A 22,769-nucleotide genomic window follows, 5' to 3' on the forward strand; every position below is an offset into this window, starting at 1 on the left:
CGTAGGAAAGACCTTGGCCATGCGTTCGATCGGTAGCCGGGGCGCGGTTCGGCACGCCGTAGACTGGTGGATCGGCCCAGCCCCTCCAGTCCTCTCCTCTCACGTACGGGAAGTCGCAACGTGTCGCTCACGATCGGAATCGTCGGTCTGCCGAATGTCGGCAAGTCGACCCTGTTCAACGCCCTGACCAAGAACGACGTGCTCGCGGCCAACTACCCGTTCGCCACGATCGAGCCGAACGTGGGCGTGGTCGGCGTCCCCGACGCCCGGCTGACGAAACTGGCCGAAATCTTCTCCTCGCAGCGCATCCTCCCGGCGACCGTCGACTTCGTCGACATCGCGGGCATCGTGCGCGGCGCCAGCGAGGGCGAGGGCCTGGGCAACAAGTTCCTGGCGAACATCCGCGAGTCCGACGCGATCTGCCAGGTCATCCGTGCCTTCAAGGACGAGAACGTCGTGCACGTCGACGGCAAGGTCTCGCCGAAGGACGACATCGAGACGATCAACACCGAGCTGATCCTCGCCGACCTGCAGACCATCGAGAAAGTCCTGCCGCGCCTGCAGAAGGACTCGCGGATCAAGAAGGACATCGCGCCGAAGGTCAAGGCGGTCGAGGAGGCCAAGGAGATCCTGGAGAAGGGCGACACGCTCTTCGCGCACGGCATCGTCCAGGGCAGCGAGCGTGCGGAGCCGCTGCACGACCTCCACCTCCTGACGACGAAGCCCTTCCTGTACGTCTTCAACGTCGACGAGGACGAACTGGTCGACGACGACTTCAAGAACGAGCAGCGCGCCCTGGTCGCCCCCGCCGAGGCGATCTTCCTCAACGCCAAGCTGGAGGCGGACCTCGCCGAGCTCGACGAGGCCGACGCCATGGAACTGCTGGAGTCCGTCGGCGCCGAGGAGCCCGGCCTCGCCACCCTCGCGCGCGTGGGCTTCAACACCCTCGGCCTGCAGACCTACCTCACGGCCGGCCCCAAGGAATCCCGCGCCTGGACCATCAAGAAGGGTGCCACCGCCCCCGAGGCCGCCGGTGTCATCCACACCGACTTCCAGAAGGGCTTCATCAAGGCGGAGGTCATCTCCTTCTCCGACCTGGTGGAGACCGGCTCGGTCGCCGAGGCCCGCGCCAAGGGCAAGGCCCGCATGGAGGGCAAGGACTACGTCATGCAGGACGGCGACGTGGTGGAGTTCAGGTTCAACGTGTGATCACGGCGGGGACCGGGCTTGTGCGGGCCCGGTCCTTCGTGCGCTCGCCGGCTCAGGTGCGGGGCGGGGTGAGCTTGTCCAGGTCGAGGCTGATCTCGAAGGGTACGGGTCGTTCGAGGGTGCCCCGGAAGATGCCCGCGGGCGCGTAGACGCCGGTCGGTTCGTCGAGTTCGTAGACGTGGACGACGGGGGCTCCGTCCTCGTCCTCGATGCACCAGTAGTGCGGGATGCCGGCCTGCGCGTACTTGCGCAGCTTCACCGTGCGGTCGCGGTGGGCGGACTCGGGTGAGACGACCTCGACGACGAGCTGCACCTCGTCCGGCGCGAACCAGGTACGGTCCGCGTCGTAGCCGGCCGTCGTCAGCAGCAGGTCCGGCTCGGGCCGGTTTCGCTCGTCGAGCTTTATGGTCATCTCGCGGCCGACCCTGACATCGCCGGGCGCCTGCTCCATGAGAGCGACGGTGAGCATGGTGACGAGGTGGCCGTGCCACCACCTCTGGGGCGACATCATGAAAACGAGTGCTCCGTCGATGAGCTCGGTGTGGCGAGGTGCCTCGGGGAGGCGGTCCAGGTCCTCCGCGAACCAGCCTTCCTCGCGCGGCGGGCGCATCCAGTCGGGCAGTGCGGTCATGGCTCAACGGTAGCGACTCGGCGAGGGCCGAGCCACGAGATCATCGACGGTGTGATCGAGCCGGTCACCCCAGAGCGGCCTCGGCCGCCGCCAATACCGTGCGGGTCTGGTGGGCGATCTGGTGGTGGACGGGAACCCAGCGCAGGCGCAGGGACTTCTCGAAGTCCGCGCACCAGCTGGTGAACAGGTCGTCCAGGTCGCGGTACAGACCGGGGGCGGCGGGGTCGTCCGCCGTCTCCAGCAGGCGCAGCAGGAGACCCGCGGCCCGCAGGGGCTGCCGGCGGGCCACGATGTCGAGGGCCGAGACCTGGGCGCGGGTCGGCGCGGGTCGCTCGTCCTCGGCCGCCTGCCGGGCCAGTGGCTGCCAGGACTCGGCGACCAGGTCGTAGAGGCCGTCGGCCATCCACTCCAGCACCCGTCGCGGCGCGCTGTCCCGGGGCGGGGGCAGGAAGGCGCGTGCCTTGTCGAGGACCGTGGTCACCTGCCGGCCGCCGTCCCGGACCAGGCCGGCCAGATCGCGCAGTGCGGTGGCGGCCTCCGGATGGGGCGCGGAGTCGTCGGCCAGGTCGCTCGCCCACATGGGCACTTCGATGATCGCGGTGAGGCCGCCGTGACGCTGGGGCGCGCACCAGGTGGACAGCCCGATGTTCTCGGAGCCGGCCGCCAGCCGGGCGGTGCTGTCCGGCGGGGGCAGGACATGGATCCCGGGGCTCGGGTTCTCCCAGTACAGGGCGTCGAAGGTGCCGAGCTGGACGGGGATGCCGAGGTCCGCGGCCGACGCCTGGAAGGGCGCGGCGAGTTCGGGCAGATCCCGGGTCAACTGCACCCAGCTGCCGCCCGCTTCGACACTGTGCAGGGAGCACTGCAGAACCGGACGCAGTTCGTCGATCACCGTGAACAGTGCCTGGCTCTCCGGGAGTTGACGCGCCAGGATCGGTGCCCACTCCGGCTGTTCGGCCGCGACCGGGCGGTAGGCGGCACGGTAGTAGCCCGCCAGGGAGTGGTCGGGGCCGGCCGTCGCCTCTTCGATTCCCCGGCTCAGTGCCGCACCGTCCGGGTCCAGGCACAGCACGATGTCCCAGGTCACGCGGGAGAGATCGGTCGCCACGCCCGGTCCGTCGCCGCGTGCCAGCCGCTCCGCCAGGGCGAGCGCGGTGGCGGGGCCCACGGGTTCGTCGGGGTGCGGCCCGGCGACGACCAACACATGGCGCGGCCCGCGTCCCAGGGACAGCATCGTCATCGGGCGGCCCGCACGGGACGTACCGATCCGGCGCAGCCGGCCGACGGCACCGGGGAACCGGGACACCAACCGCCGCGCCGAGTCGGTGACTTCCTCGACCGTCGGATAACGGTCCGCGACCGTCGGGGAACGGTCCATCGTCCGCGTCCGGTCAGGCGCCGCCGTTGCCACCGGACTCGCCGGTGGTCTCCTTCTTGTCCAGCGGGCGGATCTCGATCTTGTTCGGCATGCCGTGTCCTCCTGACGATGGCTGCGGCCTGCGGTGGTCCGACGTGCTCTTGCCAGAGTTGGTCAGTCGGACGATTGTTGTCAATGTCCGTTGTCCAGCGGTGAGTTGGGGCCGACGAGATTGGCGTGAAGATGACTGTGCACGCGCTGTGGCGGCCCCGGATCAAGCCGGAGCACCGGGCCTATCGGACGGTCGACGGCAACGTACGGATCGGGAGCGTCGTGCACGGCGTAGGCGCCGAGGTCAAGGACCCCGACGGCTGGGTGTGGACGCTGGTCGAGGCCTTGGACGGCACCGGGAGCGCCGCGGACGTCGTCGCCGAGGTCGCCCGCCGCCATCCGGAGCTGCCGGAGCCGGACATCACCCGGGCGATGACGGACCTCACCACGGCCGGGTACGTGGAGGACGCCGGCGCCCCGCCGCCGGCGGACCTGTCGGAGCGGGAACGGGAGCGCTACGGCAGGGGCATGACCCTGTTGCGCTGGATGGACCTCCGGCCCAGGGAGAGCGCCTGGGAGCCGCAGCTCCTGCTGCGCCGGGCCCGGGTCCTGCTGGTCGGCCTCGGCGGCACCGGCTCGGCCGCCGCCCGGGACCTGGTGGCCTCCGGGCTGGGGCGGCTGCACTGTGTCGAACCGGACGTCGTCGAACTGTCCAATCTCAACCGTCAGACCCTCTTCCGCGAGGCCGACCTGGGCACCCCCAGGATCGACGCGGCGCTGTCGGCACTGCACGCCCTGAACTCGGACACGACGGTCACGGGCGAACGCCGGGAGGTGCGCGGCCCGTCGGACCTCGAGGACCTCCTGGCAGGCGGCGCTCCCCGGTACGACCTGCTGCTCCTGGCCGCCGACCGGCCGCCCGTGATCCGCCGATGGGCCAATCGGGTATGCCTGGCCTCCGGTGTCCCGTGGGCCGAGGCGGGCTATCGCGGGCCCCTGGTGAGTGTCGGGGTGTTCACACCTGGCCGGGGCGCGTGCTGGGAGTGCCTGCGCAGTGCCGAGATCGAGCGCCGCGACCTGCGTCTCGCGCCCGGCCAGGACGAGGAGGCCGCCTCGCCGCGGATGCCGTGGAACCCGGTCAACGCCGTGACCGCGGGCCTGTCCGGCGGTCTGCTGGCCCATGCCGCGATCGCGCTGCTGTGCGGGATTCCGCCGGTCGAGCCCGGCTGCCGGTTCGGCCTCAACCTCATGGTCCCCGGCGAGGCGATCATGCAGCGCTCGGAGCGACGCCCCGACTGCCCGGCCTGCGGGACGTAGACCCCCAGGGCCACGGACCCCGGTGACGGGCGGTCAGCCGCCTCACGCGTGACACGCCTCCGGATGGCCCATCGCACAGGCCCGCGAGGCATCCGGTCATAACGTGTGGAATATGACTAAATGTCGCATCGCGTATCTGGCGTGCACCGCAGCGATCCTCGGGGCGGGCCTCGGTGCCGCCCCACCGGACTCCGTCCCCGGTATCCACCTGGTGTTCCCCGGCCAGTCCATCCAGAAGGCGGTGGACGCCGCCGTCCCCGGGGACACCGTGCTGGTGACCCCCGGCATCTACCACGAGAGCGTCAAGGTGACGACGCCTCACCTGACCCTGCGGGGCACGGGCCGCGAAACGGTCGTCGAACCGGGCACCGACAAGACAGGCGCCTGCGCGGCGCGCGGCAACGGCATCTGCGTGGTCGGCGCCAAGGACCACAACCTGCCGGGCGTCACCGTGGCCGACCTGACGGTGACCGGCTTCAGCCACAGCGGCGTCTTCGCCATGGCCACCGACCGCCTGACCGTGCGGAACGTGACCGCCGTGAAGAACGGCGTGTGGGGCATCGCCCAGGAACGCTCGGTGCACAGCGTGATCCGCGGCAACACCGCCCGCAACAACGGCGACGCGGGTGTCTTCCTCGCCAACACCATCACGCGGGAGGAGGGCGCCGCGGACACCCACGGCACCCTCGTCGAGCACAACCGGCTGGAGGGCAACCGGATCGGCATCACCGTCCGCCGCCTGCGCGACCTCACCGTCGCCCGCAACCACCTCACCGGCAACTGCGCCGCCGTGTTCGTCGTCGGTGACGAGAACAAGCCCAGGACCGGCGACCTGACCGTCCGCGACAACCGCATCGTGAGCAACAACAAGTCGTGCCCCAAGACCGAGCGGCTGCCCGCGCTCCAGGGCTCCGGCATCGTCCTGACCGGCACCGAGAACACCCTCGTCACCCACAACACCATCCGGGACAACGCCGGTGACTCGCCGTTGTCCGGCGGCATCGTGCTGTTCAAGAGCTTCGTGGGCGCCGCCAGCGACCACAACCGCATCGAGGACAACGTCCTGCGGAACAACGCCCCGGCCGACCTCGTCAACGGCGACACCGGCCAGGACAACACCTTCAGCGGCAACAACTGCCGGGCCTCCAGGCCCGCGGGCCTGTGCTGACCACCGTACCGTCCGACCCCAGGAAGGAGGGCGGCACATGACGACCGCCCAGACCGCCCCACCGCCTTCGATGCGGCTGCGGGAACTCGCCTTCGGGGCGGCCTGTGCCGCCGCCCTGCGCGCCGCGGCACGGCTCGGCGTCGCCGACGCCCTCGGCGACGGCCCCATGGCCGCGGAGGACCTCGCCGCCGCGGTGAAGACCGAACCGGGGCCGCTACGAAGGCTGTTGCGGGCCCTGTCCTGCTACGGCGTCTTCGCCGAGCGGCCGGACGGGACGTTCGCGCACACCGACGTCTCCCGGCTGCTGCGCGAGGACGACCCGCACAGCCTGCGGGCCATCGCCCTGTGGTGCACCGAGCCGTGGACCTGGGACGCCTGGCCCAAGCTGGACGAGGCCGTGCGCAGCGGCCGCAACGTCGTCCAGGAGCTGTACGGGAAGGAGTTCTTCCAGTACCTCAACGAGGACGCCCCCGAGTCCGCGCACGTCTTCAACCGCGCCATGACCACCTCCAGCAAGCAGTCCGCCCAGGAGGTCGCCGAACTCCTGGACCTGTCCGGGAGTTCGTCGGTCGCCGACATCGGGGGCGGCCAGGGGCACGTCGTGGCGAGCCTGCTGGAGAAGTACCCGTCGATGCGCGGCACCCTGCTGGACCTGCCGCAGGTGGTGGAGAACGCCGACCCCCGGCTGCGGGAGGGCGGCGCGCTCGCCGACCGGGTGCAGATCCTGGGCGGCGACTGCCGGGAGTCCGTGCCGGTCCGGGCCGACACGTACATCATCAAGAACATCCTGGAGTGGGACGACGAGAGCACGGCCCGCCTGCTGCGCAACGTCCGCGAGACCGGCGGGCCCGGGGCCAGGGTCGTGGTCATCGAGAACCTGGTCGACGACACGCCCTCCATGCGCTTCAGCACCGCCATGGACCTGTTGCTGCTGCTCAACGTCGGCGGGGCGAAGCACACCACCGAGAGCATGGTGAGCCGGATCACCGCGGCCGGGCTGGTCATCGACGACATCAGCCCCGTCAACCCCTATCTGCACGCCTTCGACTGCCACGTCCCGGGCTGAGCGGGGCCGCACACACCGGTCGCCGGACCCGCGGCGCTGCGGGTCCGGCGACCGGTGAGATGCCGGCTCAGCCGGCCGGGTCGCGCTCCCAGAGATAGAAGCGCTGCGCCATGGCGTCCTTCGGGGAACGCCACGTCTCGGGGTCGTACGCGCTGACGTACGAGGCGAGACGCTCGCTGACGCCCCGGAACTCCGGGTGGTCGACGACCTTGGCGATGGCGGGTCCGGGATCGCGCTCGGACTCCACGAGATGCATGTACACATCTCCGAACTGGAACAGGCTGCGCCGGACGACTCCGACGAGGTGCGGCAGCTCGCCCCGGTCGGACTCCGCGAAGATCTTCGCGATGTCCGGGGCCGAGCCCGGGGCCATCCGGGCGACGATCAGCGCCTGGTGCATGGGCGGGTCTCCGTCCGGCTCAGTCGGTCAGGCCGGGCGTGAGGCCCTGCTCGGCGGCGGTCTTCTCGATGCGGTCGCGGATCAGCGCCAGCTGCACCTTGGAGTTGCGGTTGATGTTGTCGGTCATCCAGTCGTCGTCGACCGGCGCCTCGGGCTTCATCGCGAAGTCCTGCGTCCAGACCATCCGCACGCCCTGCGGGACCTCCTCGTACCGCCACAGGATGTTCATGTGGTCGAACGGTCCCGTCTCGACCCGGCGGGCCCGGACGGTGAGGGTGTCGCGGTCCGCCTCGCGCTCCGAGACCCAGCTCCACACCTTGCCGTTGTCGTCGGGGTGCATGGTCAGCCGGAAGGTGACCTTGTTCCCCTCCCGGGAGAGGATCTCGGCGGAGGCGTACTCGCTGAACAGCCGCGGCCAGCCCGCCACGTCGTTCGTGATGTCCCACACCAGGTCCAGCGGTGCGGCGATGGTGATCTCGTTCTCGGTGTGTCCGGTCATGTCACGCCCCCGCCAGCAGGGCGCCGTTGACCTGCTCGAGGAACCGCCGGGGCGTCTTGCTGCGCTCGGCGTCCGGCGGCATCGGCGTGCCGTAGCGGTTCTCCAGCTCGCCGACGATGCCCAGCAGCCCCAGCGAGTCGATGCCGAAGGTGTCGAAGCCGGAGTCGTAACCCCGCTGCAACTCCTCGGGCGCGACGGTGACGCCGGCTGCCTTCTTCATCAGCTCGGACAGCTCTTCCACAGTGATGCGGTCACTCATGCGGTGGTTCTCCTTCGCTCTGTGACGGTTGATCAGGTGGCGCCGTGCCGCAGCACGAGCGCCGAGTTCGACCCCATGAGCCCTCGGCTGAGGACCAGCGCCGTGCGCGGCTCGGCGGCGCGGGCCGCGCCGGTCACGAGGTCGAGGTCGTGGCAGACGTCGAAGACGTTCGGGGTGGGCGGGATCACGCCGTGCCCCATCGCCAGCACCGCCGCCGCGACGTCCAGCACCGGCGCGGCGCCGTAACCGCGGCCGATCCCGGTCTTCGGCGCGGTGACCGGCACCCGCCGCCCGTGCGCGCCGAACACGTCGGCGATCGCCAGGGCCTCGGCCCGGTCGGCCTCCGGCACGCCCAGGGCGTCGGCGAAGACCACGTCGATCTCCTCGGGCGCGCAGCGGGCCTCGGCCAGGGCACCGCGGATGGCGTGCGCGAGCCCCTCCCGGGACCGCTCCCAGCGGCCGGCCCCGGTGAACGTCGCCGCGTGCCCGGCGAGCCTGGCCCGCACCTCGGCACCGCGCTCGCGGGCCGACCCCTCGTCCTCCACCACGAGCATCGCGCCGCCCTCGGCGGGCACGAATCCGCAGGCCGCGGAGGTGAAGGGGCGGTAGGCGCGGGTCGGGTCCTCCTCGGTGCTCAGCTCCGGGTAACCGAGCTGGCAGACCACCGAGTACGGGGCGAGCGGCGCCTCCGTGGACCCCGCCACCACCACGTCGGTGCCACGGCGCACCGCCCGTGCCGCGTGCGCCAGGGCGTCCAGGCCGCCCGCCTCGTCGGAGGCGACCACACCACAGGGGCCCTTGAAGCCGCGGCGGATGGAGATCTGGCCGGTGCTGGCGGCGTAGAACCAGGCGATCGACTGGTACGGGCCGACGAACCGGCTGCCCTTGCCCCACAGTTGCTGCAGCTCCCGCTGTCCGAACTCGCCGCCGCCGGAACCGGCCGCCGTGACCACGCCGACCGAGAACGGAGCGTCGTCGGTGTCGGCCCGGCCGAGCCCGGCGTCGTCCAGCGCGCGGTCCGCGGCGGCCAGCGCGAAGTGCGTGAAGCGGTCGGTCTGCACGAGATACCGCTCCTCGACCGCCTCGACGGCGTCGAAGTCCCGGACCTCGCCGGCCACCCGCAGCGGCAGGTGCTCACAGCCCTCGCGGGTGACCCGGCCGAGGACGCTGAGGCCCGCCTCGGTGGACTTCCAGAAGGCTTCCGTGCCGTTGCCGTTGGGCGCGACCACGCCGATTCCGGTGACGGCGGCACGCCGTGGATACGGTTCGCTCATCGTCTTGGCTCCCTCGACCGGGACAGGACCACCGCGGACTGGAAGCCCCCGAACCCGCTGCCCACGGACAGCACGCTGTCCAGCCGGCGTTCGCGGGCCGTGCGAGGGACGTAGTCCAGGTCGCACTCGGGGTCCGGGGTCTCGTAGTTCGCGGTGGGCGGTACGACCTGGTGGGCCAGGGCCAGCACGCAGGCGACGACCTCTATCGCGCCGATCGCGCCCAGGGAGTGGCCCACCATGGACTTGATGGAGCTCATCGGGGTCTCGTAGGCGTGCGGGCCCAGCGCCCGCTTGACCGCCGCGGTCTCGTGCCGGTCGTTCTGCTGGGTGCCCGACCCGTGCGCGTTGACGTAGTCGATCGCCGTCGGATCGAGTCGGGCGTGGTCGAGGGCGTCCTTGATGGCACGGGCCATCTCCACTCCCTCGGTGGTCAGACCGGTCATGTGGTAGGCGTTGCCGAAGGTGGCGTAGCCGCTGAGCTCGCAGTACACGTGCGCGCCCCGGGCTCGCGCGTGCTCCAGCTCCTCCAGGACGAGTACGGCGCCGCCCTCGCCCATGACGAAGCCGTTGCGTTCGGCGTCGAAGGGGCGGGAGGCGTGGGCCGGGTCGTCGTTGTTGGGGGAGGTGGCCTTGATCGCGTCGAAGCACGCCATGGTGATCGGGGAGATCGGCGAGTCCGAGGCGCCGGCTATGCAGATGTCGGCCCGGCCCTCCTCGATCGTGTGGAAGGCGTAGCCCACCGCGTCCAGGCCGGAGGTGCAGCCCGTGGAGACCGTCTGCACCGGCCCGCCCGCGCCGAACCGTTCCGCCACCGTGGCGGCGAGCGTGCTCGGCGCGAACGCGCGCTGCAGGTGCGGGCCGGCCTGCCGGTCGTCCACGTCCCAGCGCTGCCCACGATGGCTGACCAGGACGTAGTCGTGCTCCAGCCGGGTGGTCCCGCCGACCGCGGTGCCCAGAGACACCCCGACCCGCCAGGGATCCTCCCGGCCCAGGTCGAGACCCGCGTCCCGGACCGCCTCCTCGCCCGCCACCAGGGCGAACTGGATGTAGCGGTCGCACCGCGCGGCCTGCTCCGCGTCCAGCCCGTGCGCGCCAGGCTCGAAGTCGCACTCGGCGGCGATCCGCGACCGCAGCCCGGACGGGTCGAAGAACGTGATGCCCCGGGTCGCGGTGCGCCCCTCGGCCAGCAGGTTCCAGAACGCCGGTACGCCGATGCCGCCCGGTGCGACGATGCCTATGCCGGTGACCGCGACGCGCCTGCTCATGACGCCACCCGATCTCGGCCGGCCACCGGGGCGGAGTCCGTCTCCTCGGTGTCCACGTGCCCGAGCGGCGGGGTCGGGGCCAGCGGGCCGAGGTGGAAGACGAGACGGGCCTCGACGTTGCCCACGTTGCGGAAGCGGTGGCGCATGTGGGCGGGGATCATCAGCCCCTGCTCGGGCTGCAGCGGGTGGGCCTCGCCGTCGAGGTCCACCTCCAGCTGCCCGCACAGGACGTACACGAACTCCTCGGAGTACGGGTGGTAGTGCTCACCGATGCGGTCGCCGGGCTGCACGATGGCCACACCCATGAAACCGCTGGTCGAGCCGACCGTGGCGGGGGTGAGCAGGGCGCGCAGATCGCCGCCACGGCGGGTGTTGGGCTCGATCTCGTTCAGAGCCACGATTCTGGGACGGGAAGTGGTCACGACAGTGCTCCGATTCATGCGCTGCACGGGTCGGGTGGGGGAGTGGCCGTCGCGGTCGACCGGTCAGGCGTCGGGCGAACGGCGGTCGGTGACGAGGTCCATACGCGCGGTCTCGAGCACGCGCGCCGGGTCGTCGTCCGGGAACGTGGTCAGTTCGGCCACCTGCCCGGGGTCGGTGAGCCCGAGGAACGGCCCGGGAGCGGCGGTGTCGAGCGCGCCGCGCACGTCGATCAGCCGGACAACGATGTCGTCGCGCTGGAAGATGGTGCTGCGCAGGACCGGACCGTGCGGGTGGTCCGCCGCCGCCGCGTCCTGCCGGGCCAGCACCTCGGCCAGCCGCATCCCGTGTCCCGGACGGGCCGGGTAGTACAGGGCGTGCCGCTCCACCTGCGTGTCCCGCTGCTCCGCCGTCACGTGGTGCACGGCGGGCAGGGCCGCACGGGTGAAGAACATCCGGGCCGACTCGGGGTCGTCGAGGTCCCGGTCCTGCTCCAGGTAGGGGTTGATGGCCTCCTCGACGGCGCGGACCTCGGGCTGGCGGGCGACGTGGCGCAGCGCGGCCAGCAGGTCGCCCTTGACCTCGACGGCCCGTACCACCCGGTTGCCGTGCATGAAGAGGGACGTACGGCACAGCCGGGTGTTGTCGTCGACGCGGGGCTCGGGGGAGGCGTAGTCGGCGAGGATCTTCTTGACCTGCTCCTCGCTTCCCGGCTTGACGGTGAAGGTGAGCGCGTGCCGGATCACACCGTCACCGATGCGCGGCATGCTCTGCAGCCGGCGCTTGTCGCCCACGGCGGGACCGCCGGTCTCGCGGACGACGTGGAAGCGCAGCGACCGCGTGTCCCGCACGCAGCTGTGCAGCGGCTCCACCATCCGCACGTGCTCCTCGCTGTTGACCCAGGCGAGGAACGGCGGGGCGCTCTCCCACTCGCTGGTGATCAGCCACTGGGAGGGGTTCTCGATGGACTGGCACAGCTGGTCGCTGACGTGCCCGGGGACGGACGCGACCTGGTGGCACAACTGCTCGTAGGCCTCCAGGAACTGCTGCTGGGCGCCGTCGTAGACGTCCACGAGCAGCACGACCCGCAGCTGGGAGCCGTCGAACACGGACTGGGACACACGGGGCGATGCCTGGGGGGCACGTTCGGACGTGGTGGTCATCCTGCGCACATCTCCTTCTCGGGGGATTGCTTGCTTCTCGGCGTTCTCGATCCTGAGCCCGTCCTGTGAAGCGCGCGACTCGCGTGAACTACGCGGGTGACCGTGGCTCACACCAGGTGCGCGAAGACGACCAGGTTGTCGGTGTAGTCCCGGACCGTGCGGTCGTAATCGCCCGCACAGGTGATGAGGCGCGCCTCGGCCCGCGGGGTGTCGCCGTAGACGCGGTCGCTGGGGAAGTCCGCCTTCGAAAAGGTCTCCGCGCCGTCGACCTGGAAGGTGGCGGTACGGCCGTCGGCGCGCTCCACGGAGAACACGTCGTCCTTGCGCAGTTCGCCCAGGTCGGCGAAGACGGCGGCGGACGTCTTGGTGTCGACGTGCCCCGCGATGACCGCCGTGCCCGTCTGTCCGGGCGCGGCGCCGCCGGCGTACCAGCCGACGAGGTTGGTGTCGGCCGCCGGCGGTGGCTGGAGCTGCCCGTTCGCGCCGAGGGACAGGTCGGTGAAGGGCGCGTCGACGCCGATCTTCGGGATGCGCAGACGCACCGGCCTCGACCAGGGCAGGTGCGGTCCCGCCGAACTCCCCGACGGAGCCGCCTGGGCGGGTGGGGCCGATACGGCGGCCTGCTCGGCGCGCGGGGCCCGGGAGGTGCCGGGCGCGGGGTCGTGGCCCGCGATCAGGGCGATGGCCAGGAGCAGCCCGGCCGCGGCCCAGATCATGACCGGGCTCGTACGCGAACTCGCGGTGGAGGCCGGGTCGTCGCCGGAGGGGGGAGAGGAAGGGGCTGCCATCGGGAAGAACACCTCACTCGGACACGGCAGTCGAGCGGACGGGGCGAGGGCGGGAGCGGCCGGGCCGCCACGGGGGCGCGTGTGGCGGCCCGGGCCGCTATCGCGTCCGGCATGGCTAGGCCAGGCTTCCTGCGGTCTTCCTGCGCCGCGCCGCGTACAGGCCGGCCCCGGCGAGGCCCAGGACGGCCAGCCCGCCCGCGGTCACCGTCGGCGTGGCGAGCGCGCCGCCACCGGTGTGCATGCCCCCGTGCGGCTTGTCGTGCTCACCGTGCCAGCCGTTGGAGTCACCGGAGCCGCTCGACGAGCCGTCGCCGTTGTTGCGGTAGGTGTTCGGGTCGAACCGGGGGTCCGAGGAGCCGCCCCAGTCCCCCTTCACGGCGGTCAGCGCCCCGCCACCCGTGTGCATGCCACCACGCGGTCCGTCGTGGCTGCCGTCCTTGCCGTGCTCCTTGGACCAGGAGGAGGAAGAGTCGTGCTCCTTGCCGGAGGACGAGGAGGAAGAGGAGGCGTCCGGACTCCAGCCGCCGTCGGCCGCGTAGGCGCCGGGGGCGGTGATCGCCAGGACGGCCGTGGCCGCCGCGGTGGCCAGAAGCATGCGAGCAGAGCGCATAGGTGGATTTCCTTCCGTCGCGGGCCTGGGCAGCTGTCGTCGTGTCAGCTGAGGTGACCCGGCCCCGACATGAACCACCGTCAGCGCGGTGGCGCTCCCCCACCACTCAAGACGATCACGCGGGTGAACGGAATGGGCCGGCCGGGCGGTGTCGCACCGCCCGGCCGGCCCTCCTGCCCCGAGATCAGGTCAGTGCCGTCACCTCCGTCAGAACATGACGCAGCGTCGACTCGGCGTCCGGCACCGGGCCCGGCGAGCGCCAGGCCACGAACCCGTCGGGGCGGACCAGCACGGCGCCCCCGGGCTCCGTGCCGTGGCACTGCGCCCAGTCCGCGCCCTCCTCGGGCACCAGCTCGGCGTCGGGCCCGCTGCCCACGCGGTACGACTCGACCGGGACGGACGTCTGCGCCGCGAGCCGGAGGGCCGCCTCGTGCCAGCCACCCGGCTGACCGGCCCCGCTCAGCAGGACCAGGGACTTCTCGTACAGGTCGAGGGTGGAGATCCGCTCGCCGTGGTGACGCAGCCACATGTGCGGGGCGCGGCTGCCGGGTTCACCCGTCAGGGCGAGGCCGTCCGGGACGACCGGGGCGGTGGGCTCGGTGCCGACGACGGCGCCCTGCGGATAGCGGTAGCCGAGGGCCACGTTGAGGATGCCCCGCTGGGGGCCGCCGGCCCCCGCCCCGGGCGGCGGCGCGAAACCGGGGTGGCTGTGCTCGGCCGACCGGGCGGCGGCCCGGGCGCTGGTCGCCTCCGCCACCGGCCGCCGCTCGGCGTCGTACGTCTCCAGCAGTCCCTCGCCGGCCCAGCCACCCAGCACCGCGGCCAGCTTCCACGCGAGGTTGTGCGCGTCCTGGATGCCGGTGTTGGAGCCGAACGCCCCGGTGGGGGACATCTCGTGGGCCGAGTCGCCGGCCAGGAAGACGCGGCCCGAGCGGTAGCTGCGGGCGACGCGCTGGGCGGCGTGCCAGGGCGCCCGCCCGGTGATCTCCACGTCCAGGTCCGCCACACCGACGGCGCGCCGGATGTGCTCGACGCACCGCTCGTCGGTGAACTCCTCCAGCGTCTCGCCGTGTTCGGGGTGCCAGGGCGCGTGGAACACCCAGTTCTCGACGTTGTCCACGGGCAGCAGCGCGCCGTCGGCGTCCGGGCTGGTCAGGTAGCAGACGATGAAGCGGCGCTCGCCCACCACCTCGGCCAGCCTGCGGGAGCGGAAGGTGACGCTGACGTTGTGGAACAGATCGCCGGGGCCGCTCTGGCCGATGCCGAGCTGCTCGCGGACCGGACTGCGCGGGCCGTCGGCGGCGACGAGATAGTCCGCGCGGATGGTCGTGTGCTCGCCGGTCTCACGGCTCTTGACCACGGCGGTCACGCCGTTCGGACCGGCGTCGAAGGACATCATCTCGGTGGCGAACCGCAGATCGCCGCCCAGCCGCCGGGCGTGCTCCAGCAGCACCGGCTCCAGGTCGTTCTGGCTGCACAGGCACCAGCCGCTGGGGCTGAACCGGGCCAGCCCGCCGCCCGGGTCGATCTGCCGGAACAGCCACTCGCCGGCGTCCCCGACCAGGGTGGGCGTCTGCAGGATGCCGTGGTTGCCGGACAGGGTGGCCGCCGCCCGGTGGATCGCCGGTTCGACGCCGGCCACCCGGAACAGTTCCATCGTGCGGACGTTGTTGCCGCGGCCGCGCGGGTGGATGGAGGTGCCGGCGTGCCGCTCGACCAGCGTGTGCTCCACCCCCAGCCGTCCGAGGAACAGCGACGTCGACAGGCCGACCAGGGACCCGCCGACGATCAGGACCGGCGTCCTGTGGACGCGGGCGCCCGTCTGCTCCGCTTCTTCGTTCATCACTCGCCTCCGGCGCGTCGTCTCCACCGACTCGGCCGTGTTGGGGTCGGCCCTCCATCCATGCCCCGCAGAGCTGACAACGGGTCAGATTTCACCCGTTGGCAGGCGCGCACGGCCGGCCGGTGTGCGGGGCGTGTGCTTCGCGCACCACCGGCCGGCGCTCCCGCGATCTCCGTACGAACCCCAGGTGGATCTTGCCCAAGTGGGTAGGCTGGTAACGGCGTTGGGGCGGACCGGGTGTGACCGGCCCCGGCGCACACGGCAGATCGGACCTCGACGCGGGGGCGTTGGCATGGCTGTGAAGATCTCGGTCTCCGTCAAGGGACCGCTCGGGCTGGACGATCCGGACCGCATGCTCGGCGAACTCGCGGCGGAGACCGGCCTGGCCTGGCACCGCCGGGAGGTCGAGGAGGACGGCGTCCTCACCGGCGGCATCGTCGAGATCATCCTGGTCGCCGTGGTCGGCAAGGCCACCGAGATGACCGTCTCGGCGGCGGTGGACGCGGCCAAGCAGGTCGTCGAGCGGTGGCGCGGCGAGCGCCTCGACCCGCTGGACACCTCCGTCGACACCGAGCCGGAGTCCGGCACGACCGACCGGGACGGCTGACATGGCATCCAGGGCGGTGGTCATCGGACCGGCGACGTACGCCGTGAACTCGGGCATCGACTCCCACCCGTCGATCGGCGAGAGCGCGCGCATGTACGGCGAGGTGCTCTCCGGCGACGCGATGTGGGGCCCCGACAGCTGCCGCGTCCTCGGCTCCGACGAGGTCGGCACCGCGGACGGCGTGATGCGGGCCCTGCAGCAGGCGGCGGACGAGACGGAACCCGAGGACATCTTCCTCGTGGTCTACGTCGGCCACGGCCAGTACTGGAGCGACCTGCCCGGCGCCCAGGTGCACTTCTCCGTGGGCTCCTCCCACAAGAACCAGCCCTGGACCTGGCTGTCGAGCTGGTACGTCTACCGCGTGATGCGCAGGGCCAGGGCGAAGCTGAAGGTCCTGATCGCCGACTGCTGCTACTCCAACCTGCTGCCGCAGCTCGGGGAGGAGCCGGTGCTGCCCGGCGTCCTGGGCGAACTGGACGAGGGCACCTGCGTCTTCACCGCCGTCAAGAACGCCAACTTCGCCTCCGCCGAGGGCTGTTCCTCGCTGCCCGGAGACCTCGCGCGGTGCACCCCGTTCAGCGGGCACCTGCTGCGGATACTGCAGGACGGCACCAAGGACCACGAGTCCCGGCTGACCATCGGCCTGCTGCGGGAGGCCGTCAAGCGGGAGATGGACAGCTGCGCGGCCGCCCGCCACCAGGTGCCGCGGATGTCGCTGAACGACGCCCGCGACGGCACGCCGCTGTTCACCAACCGGATGGAACCCACGCGGCGCGACCGGGCCCCGTACCTCCCCGTCGATCCGCAGGACTGGGTCAGGACCCTGATGCTGGACCGCGACTCCCGCCTCGACGAACTGCTCCGCGACGAGCGCAAGACCGGTGACGTGGTCGCCATCCTCCGCTCCCGGCGCGACGAGGCCAGCAGGCACCTCGCCCGGCACATCGACGCCCGGGCCAACACCTCCTTCAGCGATCCGCACGCCTTCGCCCGGTACTGGAACAGGGCGGAGAAGGCACTGCGCGTATGAGTGACGGCCGTACGGCCGCGGGCTTTGAACCGGCCCTCGCCGCCGAGAGCGAGGACGGCGAGGCATGGAGCTCCGGCTACGAATGGGTGACCAACTGCACGGTCGACGGCTTCGTCGGCCGTGTGCAGGCCATGCGGGAGGGCGACGCGCCGGGCACCGAGGGCGGGGTAGGGCCCCGGCCGGCCGCAGCGGTCCGTGCCCTGCACGCCTTCGCCGTGCGCCGGTCCGTGGACGAACTCATCCGCTCCGCGGCCCGGTTCGACGACCGGGACGCCGTCACCGTGCTGGCCACCGCGGCCCTGTACCGCAACATCCTGCAGGCCGCGGAACTCGCCATCAAACAGTGGGACGTCGAGCACCAGCCGGGCGGGGCCGCCGACGGAGGCCCCCGGCTCATCGACGGCGTCATCCACGACATCGCCTGCCAGCGCACCGTCCTCGACGTCGCCGTGTTCGTCCGCCGGTGCCGCGACGCCGGCCGGCACGAGATGGTCGACCGCACGGTCCGCGTCTTCACCACGCCCAGCTCGGGCCGCACCAACCTCGACAAGGCGCTGCTCTACGTCGCCCTGCGCGACGAGGAGTGCGTGGAGGAGGCGGCCGAGCTCCTGCGCCGGTCCCTCGTCGCGATCACCGAGAACGGCGCGCAGACGCCGGACACCGTGCCGAGGCAGTTCCACGACCTCGCCGGAGCGCTGCACCACGTCAGCCCCCGCGAACGCATCCTGGAGGAGTGGGCCGACGCCCAGCTCCAGCTCGACGACGACTTCGTGCACGAGACCCGCCAGATCATCGCCCAGCTGATCGCCACCCGCACCGACGGCCCCGACACCCTCGTGGAGCACGTCGGCAAGCGGCGCACCCGGCACGACATCGCCGAGATCTGCGGCCGGCTGAGCAGGCCCCCGCACGCCGCGAAGTGCGCCGAGATCCGCCGGCACGCCGCCGCGCGCGAGAAGACGGAGGACCTCGCCGAGATCGTCCGTACCTGGTACGAGTCCGACGCGCTGAAGGGGACGACGGAGGAACTGCTCGCCGACATCGTGGCCCGCGGAGCGGCCCGGGACGCCGGACCCCGGTCGCTGCGCGAACTCGACCGGCTGGACACGGCGCTGAGCAACGTCAACGCCCCGGCGGAGTGCCGGCGGATGCTGCGCGTCGCCGCGGCCGTGCACACCGACGGCCGTACCGGCGCCGAACTGGTGGCGCTGCTGGGCAAGGTGGAGCGGCCGCGGGACCGTAACCGCGCCGCCCGCACCGTCGCCCGCCGCCTCGCCGCCCGCGTCCTGGCGAACTCCGCGGAGGCCGATCTGTTCGTCGAGTACGTCCACGGACTGCGCGGCGCCGGCCGCACCGAGGCCGTCTACCTGGCCTGCAAGGAGCTCGCGGACCCGTCCGACCCCGTGCCCGCGCCGGACGGCTCGGGCGCGGTGGTCGCCAGGATCGCGGCCCGGCTGTACGACGCCGACCTGCGCCGCGACGGCCGGGACCCGCGCCGGGACGGCTGGGACCTGCTGGAGCGCTGCCTGGAGAACGAGCAGCGGATCACCCCGCAGGAAGTGGCGGTCGTCGTCGCGCAGTTGCGCCTCAGCGCCATGAACGAGGAGGACCGGCACTTCCTGCTGCGGGCCACCGTGGGCCGCTGGTCCGACGCCCGGCGCCGGGAGGAGGCGGTCGCCGAGCTGAGCGAGAAGGGGTTCGACGCGGAAGCCAGGGAGGTCATTCGCTCACTGCGATAGGCGTCGGCGCCGCAGCGGGCGAGCCGATCCCCGGCGTCGGCAGCATGGGCGGCACCTGCCGGATGTGCCGCCGGGACGCCCTGACCAGCCCCTCGAAGGACACCAGTGCCGTGACGACGGCCAGGAAGCCGCCCAGCACCTTGTGGTGCAGGCCGACCGGGGAGTCGCCCAGGAACAGGGTCAGCAGCATCAGCACCGTGAGATGGCCCAGCAGCCACACCGCCGCCTGGGCGGAGGGTCTGGTACGCCACTGGCGGAACTGCGTCACATGCACCTTGGCGTCGTATATCCGGCCGAACGCCGGCAGCCACTGGGCCAGGCTCGGCAGCCACAGCAGCAGCACGCAGCCCACCGTGAGCGCCGCCAGACCCTGCCAGAGGAAGGCCCAGCCCGCCCCGTAGAGGATCAGCGCGACCAGGGCGAAGCTCGCCCGGGCCAGCACCTCGTGGGCGTCGCGCCGCCGGCCGGAGTAGCCGGGCAGATGCTCGCGCAGCGACACCAGGGCCACGCCGGGGACGGCGTAGACGACCAGGGTCAGCACCCCGGTGGCGGCGACCAGGGCGCTCCAGCTGCCGCCGAGTGCGCGCAGGGCGACGGCGGCGATGAAGAAGTCGACGACCAGGACCAGCCAGTACACGTCGTAACGCCGTTTCAGGGACGCCTTGCGGGCCGTCTGCAGCCCCCGGTGCGTCAGATGCGCCCGGCTGAGCGCCGCGACCTCGCGCGTGAGGGCGTGCGCGAAGACGAGCCCGGCGCCCATCGGCGAGACCACGCCGTTGACGCGGAGCAGCACGCCGAGCCAGAACAGCCCGGCGGCGTACGCGAAGTGCGCGTACGGCGAGGACCCCATGTTCGCGCCGCTCCACTCGGTGTCGTGGTACCGGGTGAAGACGGCCTGCAGCGCTATGTACAGCACCATCGAGCCGACGATTGTCCCGAAGACCGCCCGCCGCAGCCGGGCCGCCTCGCCCGGCGGCCGCCGTTTGACGTTCCCGGCGAAGTCCAGCGGCCCCTGGAAGCCGACGTAGGCGTAGATCACACCGCTGCCGACCACCGCGCTCAGCGCCGCGGCCGCGCCCTTGCCGTCGCTGTGCGCGCTCGCCGTCAGCCCCCGGTCGTCGAAGCCGGCGACGATCAGCAGGACGACGGTCAGCACGGGGACGAGGACCTTCAGCACGGTCAGCCAGGAGTTGATCCGGAAGAAGATGCGCGGGGCGACCAGGTTCACCGCGGAGATCACCGCCATGAACACCAGCGCGTAGCACCAGCCCCGGTCGGTGAGCGTGTCCGAGCCGTCCAGGAGCCCGTGCACCCGCCACCCGGACAGCGCCTTCGTCATCGCGACGGCCTCGCTGGCCAGGTTGATCGCGTACACCAGCCACAGCCCGGCCGCGACGACCGTCGCCACCACCTCGCCGCTGCTCTGCAGCGGCAGGAAGATCAGCCCGCCGGTCTTGGGCGCCGCGGTGCCCAGCTCGACCATGACGCCCGCGATCAGCAGCATGAGCAGCCCGCCGAACAGCCAGGCGAGCCAGGCGTCCGAACCGGCCTTGCGGAACGCCTCGCCGGCCCCCAGCATCCAGCCCGAACCGATCACACCGCCCGCGGCGAGACCGACGAGGTGGAACACCGACAACCGCCGCTGTTCGTCCTCGTCCTCGAACGGCAATGCCCGGAGACTCATCCGCCCTATCCCCCGCGTAGCGTCGGCAGCTCCTCACGCACAGTGGCGACAAGGGTACAGCCGGGGGCATGGTGGCGCCCCGGAGTTGATCGCACGTCAGGGGCTGCCCGCCCCTCAGGGCCCCTTCTGCCGTCGAGGCCCGGTTGTCAGTGCCTGGTGCGAGGATGTGGGCAGTGGGACCGGCGGCGCGGGAGGGACGGCGGAGTGGGCGTGGGGGAGGTGCAGGCGGCGCCCGTGGGCCGGCGGGCCCGGGAGGTCTGCGAGCAGGGCACGCGGCTGTACGAGGCCGCGCGTGCCGTTCTCGACGATCACGCCCGCGCCCTGGAGGCGGTGCGCTCCGCCCTGGCGCCGCTCAGGGACGAACTGGTGGCCGGGGAGCTGGAGTCCATCCCGGTCGCCCGGCTGAAGGACGCCACCGAGGGCAGGCTGCGGCTGGCGGCCGTGGAAGCGGCCGGGTTCACGACGGTGCGGTCGGTGCACGAGGCGAGCCGCCACGAACTGCGCCGGCTCCCCGGTGTCGGCGCCCAGACCGCCGACCAGGCCCTCGCCGCCGCCCACCAGATCGCGGCGGCCGTCGCGGAGACGGTCTCGGTCCGCATCGACGTCGACCGTCCCGAACCCCGGACCACCGCCCTGGTCGTCGCCCTGCACCGGCTCGTGGAGGCCGGGCCGGAACTGCGCAGCGCCGTCGACACCGCCGGGCGGCTGGACGGTGAGCTGGCCGGACTGCTGCCCGCCGCCCGCCCGGCCACCGGCCGGCTCCGCCTGGCACTCGCCGGCCACCGCCGCAGGGAGGTCGCCCTCGCCGCGACGGCCCGGCTGCGCGCGCTGACGGCCGAGGCGGAGGCGCAGGGCACCCGGTTGAAGCTGGCCCAGGCCTCGACCGACCTGCTGCGCGGGCCGGCCGACGAGATCGAGGCCTGGGTCGACTTCGAACTGCGCTCCGCCGAGTACTACAGCCAACTCGCCGAGGTCTCCGCCCACCGCACGGACGAGGCGGCCGCCGAGGGCTTCCTGCCGTCGGAGGTCGCCGAGCGGGTACGCGCGCAGCCCCTGGACGACATCCACCGCCGGGTCTCCCTGCGCGGCTACCAGTCCTTCGGCGCCCGCTTCGCCCTCGCCCAGCGCCGCGTCGTCCTCGGCGACGAGATGGGCCTGGGCAAGACGGTCCAGGCCATCGCCGCGCTCGCCCACCTCGCGGCCGAGGGACAGACGCACTTCCTGGTGGTGTGCCCGGCGAGCGTGCTGATCAACTGGACGCGGGAGATCCGCTCCCGCAGCACGCTGCGGGCGGTGCCGGTGCACGGCCCGGACCGTCAGGACGCGTACGCCGAGTGGCGCGAGCGCGGCGGCATCGCCCTGACCACCTTCGACCTGCTGCACACCCTGCCCGCCCCGGACGACGGCACCGGTCCCGGGATGCTCGTCGTGGACGAGGCGCACTACGTCAAGAACCCCGACACCCGCCGCACCAGGTCGATCGCCGCCTGGACGAAGACCTGCGACCGCGTGCTGTTCCTGACCGGAACCCCGATGGAGAACCGCGTCGAGGAGTTCCGCACGCTCGTCCGCCTCCTGCGCCCGGAACTGCTCCCCGGGATCCGCGACAGCGACGCGGTCGCCGGCCCGCACGCCTTCCGCAGAGCCGTCGCCCCCGCCTACCTGCGCCGCAACCAGCAGGACGTGCTCACCGAACTCCCCGCCGTGCTCCAGGTGGACGAGTGGGAGGAGTTCGGCGCGGCCGACGAGGACGCCTACCGCACGGCGGTCGCCGCGGGGAACTTCATGGCGATGCGCCGGGCCGCCTACGCCGACCCGGAGAAGTCCGCGAAGCTGCAGCGGCTGCGTGAACTGGTCGCGGACGCGGCGGCGAACGACCTGAAGGTGGTGGTGTTCTCGTACTTCCGCGACGTGCTCGCCGCGGTCGGGTCGGCCCTGGACGGCACGACCGTGGGTCCGATCGCGGGCAACGTTCCCGCCGCCCGCCGTCAGCGCATGGTCGACGACTTCACGGCGGCCGACGGCCACGCGGTCCTGCTCGCGCAGATCGAGGCGGGCGGTACCGGCCTCAACCTCCAGGCGGCGTCCGTGGTGATCCTGTGCGAACCGCAGGTCAAACCCACCCTGGAACACCAGGCCGTGGCCCGCGCGCACCGCATGGGCCAGGTCCGCCCGGTCCAGGTGCACCGCCTGCTGTCGCCCGACAGCGTCGACGAACGCCTCCTGCGCATCCTGAACGACAAGAGCCGCCTCTTCGACGCCTACGCCCGCCGCAGCGACACCGCCGACGCCACCCCGGACGCGATCGACGTCTCGGACGCCGACATCGCCCGCCGGATCGTGGAGGAGGAGCAGCGCAGACTGGCGGCCGAACCGGCCGGGTGACGCC

The 22,769-nt window shown here is 72.2% G+C and carries 22 protein-coding genes; 8 read left to right on the plus strand and 14 right to left on the minus strand.

Going from position 1 to position 22,769, the window contains the following annotated elements; genetic code table 11:
• Nucleotides 1-120: 120 nt before the first annotated feature.
• Entirely contained in the window at nt 121-1,209 is a 1,089-nt protein-coding gene (gene ychF / locus FBY22_RS02355; RefSeq protein ID WP_142142228.1) for a redox-regulated ATPase YchF, read from the plus strand.
• A 52-nt stretch (nt 1,210-1,261) separates the two neighbouring features.
• Here the strand turns inward: ychF and FBY22_RS02360 are convergent, their stop codons facing one another.
• The 3 genes from FBY22_RS02360 to FBY22_RS43810 form a co-directional block, all read right to left on the minus strand.
• Nucleotides 1,262-1,840 carry a Uma2 family endonuclease gene (locus FBY22_RS02360; protein WP_142142229.1) on the minus strand — a complete coding sequence of 193 codons (579 nt, stop codon included), beginning with the start codon at nt 1,838-1,840 and terminating at the stop codon, nt 1,262-1,264.
• Nucleotides 1,841-1,904: 64 nt separating this feature from the next.
• The gene (locus FBY22_RS02365) at nt 1,905-3,218 is read right to left on the minus strand and encodes a M14 family zinc carboxypeptidase (RefSeq protein WP_142142230.1); all 1,314 of its coding nucleotides are present in this window, start codon (nt 3,216-3,218) and stop codon (nt 1,905-1,907) included.
• A 13-nt stretch (nt 3,219-3,231) separates the two neighbouring features.
• Nucleotides 3,232-3,393, minus strand: a complete 162-nt coding sequence (locus tag FBY22_RS43810) for a hypothetical protein (RefSeq protein WP_160159852.1) — start codon at nt 3,391-3,393, stop codon at nt 3,232-3,234.
• A 47-nt stretch (nt 3,394-3,440) separates the two neighbouring features.
• On the opposite strand from FBY22_RS43810, the gene FBY22_RS02370 reads away from it, so the two are divergent.
• From FBY22_RS02370 to FBY22_RS02380, 3 genes are all read left to right on the plus strand, one after another.
• Nucleotides 3,441-4,565: a ThiF family adenylyltransferase gene (locus FBY22_RS02370; protein WP_142147299.1), complete on the plus strand. Its 1,125-nt coding sequence runs from the start codon at nt 3,441-3,443 to the stop codon at nt 4,563-4,565.
• A gap of 112 nt (nt 4,566-4,677) precedes the next feature.
• Nucleotides 4,678-5,733: a nitrous oxide reductase family maturation protein NosD gene (locus tag FBY22_RS02375; protein WP_142142231.1), complete on the plus strand. Its 1,056-nt coding sequence runs from the start codon at nt 4,678-4,680 to the stop codon at nt 5,731-5,733.
• Nucleotides 5,734-5,770: 37 nt separating this feature from the next.
• Nucleotides 5,771-6,799 carry a methyltransferase gene (locus FBY22_RS02380; RefSeq protein ID WP_142142232.1) on the plus strand — a complete coding sequence of 343 codons (1,029 nt, stop codon included), beginning with the start codon at nt 5,771-5,773 and terminating at the stop codon, nt 6,797-6,799.
• Nucleotides 6,800-6,866: 67 nt separating this feature from the next.
• Here FBY22_RS02380 and FBY22_RS02385 read toward each other — a convergent pair whose 3' ends face one another.
• The 10 genes from FBY22_RS02385 to FBY22_RS02430 form a co-directional block, all read right to left on the minus strand.
• A complete protein-coding gene (locus tag FBY22_RS02385; protein ID WP_142142233.1) occupies nt 6,867-7,199 on the minus strand; it encodes a TcmI family type II polyketide cyclase in 333 nt (110 codons plus the stop codon).
• 19 nt (nt 7,200-7,218) lie between these two features.
• On the minus strand, nt 7,219-7,698 hold the full coding sequence (locus tag FBY22_RS02390) for an SRPBCC family protein (RefSeq protein ID WP_142142234.1): 480 nt from the start codon (nt 7,696-7,698) through the stop codon (nt 7,219-7,221).
• A gap of 1 nt (nt 7,699) precedes the next feature.
• Entirely contained in the window at nt 7,700-7,957 is a 258-nt protein-coding gene (locus FBY22_RS02395; protein ID WP_142142235.1) for an acyl carrier protein, read from the minus strand.
• 32 nt (nt 7,958-7,989) lie between these two features.
• Nucleotides 7,990-9,231, minus strand: coding sequence for a ketosynthase chain-length factor (locus tag FBY22_RS02400; RefSeq protein WP_142142236.1), 1,242 nt, complete (start codon nt 9,229-9,231; stop codon nt 7,990-7,992).
• Nucleotides 9,228-10,496, minus strand: a complete 1,269-nt coding sequence (locus FBY22_RS02405) for a beta-ketoacyl synthase (RefSeq protein WP_142142237.1) — start codon at nt 10,494-10,496, stop codon at nt 9,228-9,230. The genes FBY22_RS02400 and FBY22_RS02405 overlap by 4 nt, the downstream gene beginning before the upstream one ends.
• Complete coding sequence (locus tag FBY22_RS02410; RefSeq protein ID WP_260844697.1) at nt 10,493-10,918, minus strand: cupin domain-containing protein; 426 nt, start codon at nt 10,916-10,918, stop codon at nt 10,493-10,495. Before FBY22_RS02410 ends, FBY22_RS02405 begins: the two co-directional genes overlap by 4 nt.
• 63 nt (nt 10,919-10,981) lie before the next feature.
• Nucleotides 10,982-12,079 (minus strand): SchA/CurD-like domain-containing protein, encoded by a 1,098-nt coding sequence (locus FBY22_RS02415; protein WP_142142239.1) that lies wholly within the window; start codon nt 12,077-12,079, stop codon nt 10,982-10,984.
• A gap of 107 nt (nt 12,080-12,186) precedes the next feature.
• The gene (locus FBY22_RS02420; protein WP_142142240.1) at nt 12,187-12,867 is read right to left on the minus strand and encodes a class F sortase; all 681 of its coding nucleotides are present in this window, start codon (nt 12,865-12,867) and stop codon (nt 12,187-12,189) included.
• Nucleotides 12,868-12,982: 115 nt separating this feature from the next.
• Nucleotides 12,983-13,477 carry a hypothetical protein gene (locus tag FBY22_RS02425; RefSeq protein WP_142142241.1) on the minus strand — a complete coding sequence of 165 codons (495 nt, stop codon included), beginning with the start codon at nt 13,475-13,477 and terminating at the stop codon, nt 12,983-12,985.
• Between the two features lie 184 nt (nt 13,478-13,661).
• Nucleotides 13,662-15,320: an FAD-dependent monooxygenase gene (locus FBY22_RS02430; protein ID WP_142142242.1), complete on the minus strand. Its 1,659-nt coding sequence runs from the start codon at nt 15,318-15,320 to the stop codon at nt 13,662-13,664.
• Between the two features lie 292 nt (nt 15,321-15,612).
• Here FBY22_RS02430 and FBY22_RS02435 point away from each other — a divergent pair, with 292 nt between their 5' ends.
• The 3 genes from FBY22_RS02435 to FBY22_RS02445 are packed head-to-tail and all read left to right on the plus strand — an operon-like array spanning nt 15,613 to nt 18,696.
• Entirely contained in the window at nt 15,613-15,927 is a 315-nt protein-coding gene (locus FBY22_RS02435; protein WP_142142243.1) for a hypothetical protein, read from the plus strand.
• 1 nt (nt 15,928) lies between these two features.
• The gene (locus FBY22_RS02440) at nt 15,929-16,957 is read left to right on the plus strand and encodes a caspase family protein (protein ID WP_142142244.1); all 1,029 of its coding nucleotides are present in this window, start codon (nt 15,929-15,931) and stop codon (nt 16,955-16,957) included.
• A complete protein-coding gene (locus FBY22_RS02445; protein WP_142142245.1) occupies nt 16,954-18,696 on the plus strand; it encodes a hypothetical protein in 1,743 nt (580 codons plus the stop codon). Before FBY22_RS02440 ends, FBY22_RS02445 begins: the two co-directional genes overlap by 4 nt.
• Here FBY22_RS02445 and FBY22_RS02450 read toward each other — a convergent pair.
• Entirely contained in the window at nt 18,677-20,380 is a 1,704-nt protein-coding gene (locus FBY22_RS02450; protein ID WP_142142246.1) for an APC family permease, read from the minus strand. The genes FBY22_RS02445 and FBY22_RS02450 overlap by 20 nt on opposite strands.
• Before the next feature lie 219 nt (nt 20,381-20,599).
• Between FBY22_RS02450 and FBY22_RS02455 the strand changes: the two genes are divergently transcribed.
• A complete protein-coding gene (locus FBY22_RS02455) occupies nt 20,600-22,765 on the plus strand; it encodes a DEAD/DEAH box helicase (RefSeq protein ID WP_260844955.1) in 2,166 nt (721 codons plus the stop codon).
• The last annotated feature ends 4 nt before the right edge of the window (nt 22,766-22,769 follow it).

The organism is Streptomyces sp. SLBN-31 (assembly GCF_006715395.1).
Taxonomy (GTDB): Bacteria; Actinomycetota; Actinomycetes; order Streptomycetales; family Streptomycetaceae; genus Streptomyces.